This is a genomic window from Actinomadura sp. 3N508, from assembly GCF_044326375.1.
Taxonomy (GTDB): domain Bacteria; phylum Actinomycetota; class Actinomycetes; order Streptosporangiales; family Streptosporangiaceae; genus Spirillospora.
This window is the reverse complement of the sequence record NZ_JBIRAX010000031.1, coordinates 1-3,504: the sequence shown is the minus strand read 5'-3', so window position 1 is coordinate 3,504 and position 3,504 is coordinate 1. Positions and strand designations below refer to the sequence as shown.

Here is a 3,504-nt window from a genome sequence, read left to right as displayed (position 1 = left end):
CCGTCCGGAAATGGGTCAGGGCCGGTGCCGTGCTGGCGCAAGGCGGCACCGGCCCTGGGTCTTACGGGATCAGGGATCCAGGATCAGGGATCAGCTCCCCAGACTCTGATCCAGAGTCTGGGTGAGGATCCCCGGATCGCCGGACATCTCCCAGATCATCGCGCCGAGCAGGTTCTTGCTCTTCAGCCAGGCGACCTTCTTCTGGATCGCCCAGGGGTCGTCGAACGTCCACCACTGGCCGTTGTCGCCGGTGAAGCAGGACGTCGCCACCGCCTGTTCGTCGTGCACGATCTTGCAGTTCGGCACGCTGGCGAGCAGGTTGCTGTAACCGCGCGTCCCGGCCTCTTCCGCGAACTGGCCGGGGGCCGCGCCGTTGGCGTCCTGCCATTCGCCGCTCTTGCCGCCGTCCTTGACCTGCTGCCAGCCCCGGCCGTAGTAGGCCAGGCCGATGGTCAGCTTGCGCGGGTTGATGCCCGCGTCGAGGTACGGCTTCACCGCGTTCTCGACGCTGAAGTGGAACGGGTACGGGTCATCGGTGTCGGTGTACAGGTTGCCCTGGTGACCCGTCCGCTTGGGCTCCCAGGAGTTGTCGCTGCCCGCGCCGTGGAAGTCGTAGCCCTGGATGTTGAAGATGTCCATGGACTTCGCGACCTCGGCCAGCTCCCAGCCGGCCTCGATCTTCGCCGGGTCCGCCGGGGTGAACGCGGTGAGCTCGTAGCGCTTGCCGGTCTCCTTCGTCATCTCGTCGAGCTGGCGGCGGAACTCGTGGATGAGCAGCGTGTTGTTGCGCTTGTCGTCCGGGCTGACGTGGTTGCCCGGGTGCCCCTCGGCGCCCGGCCACTCCCAGTCGAGGTCGATGCCGTCGAAGATCCCGGCACCGGTGCCCGGGCCGCCCTTGCCGGCGTACACGGGCAGGTTGCCCTTGATGTAGATGTCGAGGCAGGACTGCACGAACTTCTTGCGGGACGCGTCCGTCTTGGCCACGTCGGAGAAGTACTTCGAGTACGTCCAGCCGCCGAGCGAGATCAGCACCTTCAGGTGCGGGTACTTCTTCTTGAGCTTCAGCAGCTGGTTGTAGTTGCCCTGGAGCTTCTCCCAGCCGGTGTCGGCGACGCCGTCCACCGACTGCGCGGCGCTGAACGGGCGCCCGTAGTCGGCCTCGGCGTCACCCGCGCCGTCGCCCTGGTTCGGGTCCTGCGGGTTCTGCGTGGTGCCCTTGGTGACACCGTGCAGGCAGGTCAGGTTGACCGGGTCGATGTTGCCGAACGCGTAGTTGATGTGGGTGAGCCGCCGCGCGTTCCCGGTGGTGTCCAGGTTCTTCACGAAGTACTGGCGGCCGTAGATGCCCCACTGGACGAAGTAGCCGATCCTGGCGTAGCCCTCGCCGACGATGTCGGACGTCTTCACCTTGATGGCCTCGCTGGCACCGGACACGTTGTCGTAGGTGTCGCGGGCCTTGACGGTGAACGTGTACTCGGTGGACGGGGACAGGCCGCCGACCTTCGCCGTCGTGCCGATCACCGTCGTCGCGGCCTTGCCGTCGACCAGGACGTCGTAGTTCGCCACGCCGCTGGCGTCGGACGAGGCGCTCCACGAGAGCGACACGCTGCCGGCGTCCTTGCCGGTGCTGCGCAGGCCGCCCGGGGTCGACGGCGCCGTCGTGTCATCGGCCGGGTTGTTCGTCTTGACGGTGACCGGCGTGCTGGCGGGCGACAGGCCGCCCTTGCGGTCCCGCGCCTTGACGGTGAAGGTGTACTCGGTGTTCGGCGTGAGGCCGGTGACCGTGGCGTTCGTCTCGGCCACCGTGGTGGCGAGCGCCGAGCCGTTGTAGACCTCGTACGCGGTGATCGGCAGGCTGCCGGGGGTCGCCGCGTCCCACTTCAGCGAGACGGTCTTCGTCGTCTTCACCGGGGAGGTCAGGTTGCCGGGCGCGCTCGGCAGCACGTCGCCGGACCCGTCGCAGTTGACGTCGTTGACCCGGCAGGTCACCGGCTCCGCGCCCGCCCTGCTGACCGTGAACGTCGGGCTGTAGGGCTCGGTCGTGCGGCCCGACTGGATCGTGGCGTTGTAGTGGGCGGGAGACAGGGTGAACGTGCTGCCCGTCTGGGCGATCGAGCCGTTGTCGGCGCTGCTGGCGGTCACGCCGGCCGGCAGGGTGAACACGATCGACCAGTTCGAGATCGTCGCGCCGGAGTTGTTCGCGACGATGAACTTGGCGCGCGACCCTTCAATGGAGTATTCGGCGGTGACGCCGGCCTTCTCCCCTGGGCCCTCACCCGAGCCGTCGCAAGCCGCGCCGTTCAGCAGACAGTTCGTCGGCTGCTCGGTGGCGGAGCTCAACGTGAACGTCGGGCTGTAGGGCTCGGTGTTCCCGCCCGCGCGGACGGTGTTGATATAGAACAGCGGACGGAGCGTCACCTTCGTCCCGTTCTGCGACAAGGTGGCGTTCTGCGGGTTGCGCGCGGTCACACCCGAGGGGAGCTCGAACGTCAGCGTCCAGTTGCTGACGGCATTCGTTCCTGGATTGGAGACCACGTACTTTCCGGTGGTCCCGGACAAACTGAAGGCCGCCGTCAGCCTGTCCGCCGCATGAGCGGGAGCGACGGCGAGCGAGGCCAGCACAATGAAAGTGGTCAGGATTCCGATTATTCGGCGCATGCCGAACACCTACTTCCGGTGGGAGTCTTCCGGGGGGCGGGTTCCTTCCGCGTATCGGAGGGACTTCGGGGATCGGTGTGCCTGCGTGGATCGGGGTTTCGCCGTGGATCGGGGCTTCTCGGTGGACGGGGGACGGAGAATCGCCAGCATCTGTTCGATCTGCGCCGACCGGGACCGGTCGACGCGCGCCGCCAGCCGCTTCGTCCAGCCGTCCTCGCCGCTGCCGGTCTCAAGCCGGGCCATCTGGACCGCGTCGTCCTGATGGCCGATCAGCAGGTTGAGGAACTCGCGCTCGAAACGGTCCGGCGGGGTCCGCTCCAACGCCGCCAGTTCGGCGTCGGTGGTCTCCGGCATGCCGCCGTGCGAGGCATGCTCGGACGACTCCGCGCGCAGCGGCCGCCGCCATCCGCGGAGCCGCTGCTGCATCTCCTTCGCCTCGGCGACCTGGGTGGTCTCGATCGCCGCGGCCAGGAGCTTCACCTCGGGGCGGACGGCATGCCGCTTGGCGAGCCGTACCAGCTTCACGCCCTGTTCCTGATGGGGAAGCATCATCTGCAGGAACATCACGTCGGTGCTGTTGAAGCCGTCGCCGCCCCGGGAGGCGGGGGCGGAGCCGCCGGACGGTGAACCGCCGGCGGCCCCGCACTGGGCGAACACCAGGAGAACGCACGCGGCGAGGAGCGCCAGCGCACCGTACTTCACGACACCGCGCTTCACCGCGGGGCGTCCCGCAGCGCGGCCGTCCGGCACAGGGGGTTCGGCCGGAGGGGGTGGCTCGGCCGTGTGGCGGACGGTGACGCTGCGGTCGGCCGCTGGGCGGTCGGCCGCGGGAGGGTCGGCCGCGGG

Annotated in this window: 2 protein-coding genes; both read right to left on the bottom strand. The window is 68.6% G+C overall.

All coding sequences use genetic code 11. The features are described from left to right. Nucleotides 1–90: 90 nt before the first annotated feature. A complete protein-coding gene (locus ACH34S_RS41865; protein ID WP_395958505.1) occupies nucleotides 91–2,658 on the bottom strand; it encodes a glycosyl hydrolase family 18 protein in 2,568 nt (855 codons plus the stop codon). Between the two features lie 9 nt (nucleotides 2,659–2,667). After that, on the bottom strand, nucleotides 2,668–3,504 hold an 837-nt coding region (locus tag ACH34S_RS41860), incomplete at its 5' end, for a DUF305 domain-containing protein (protein WP_395958504.1).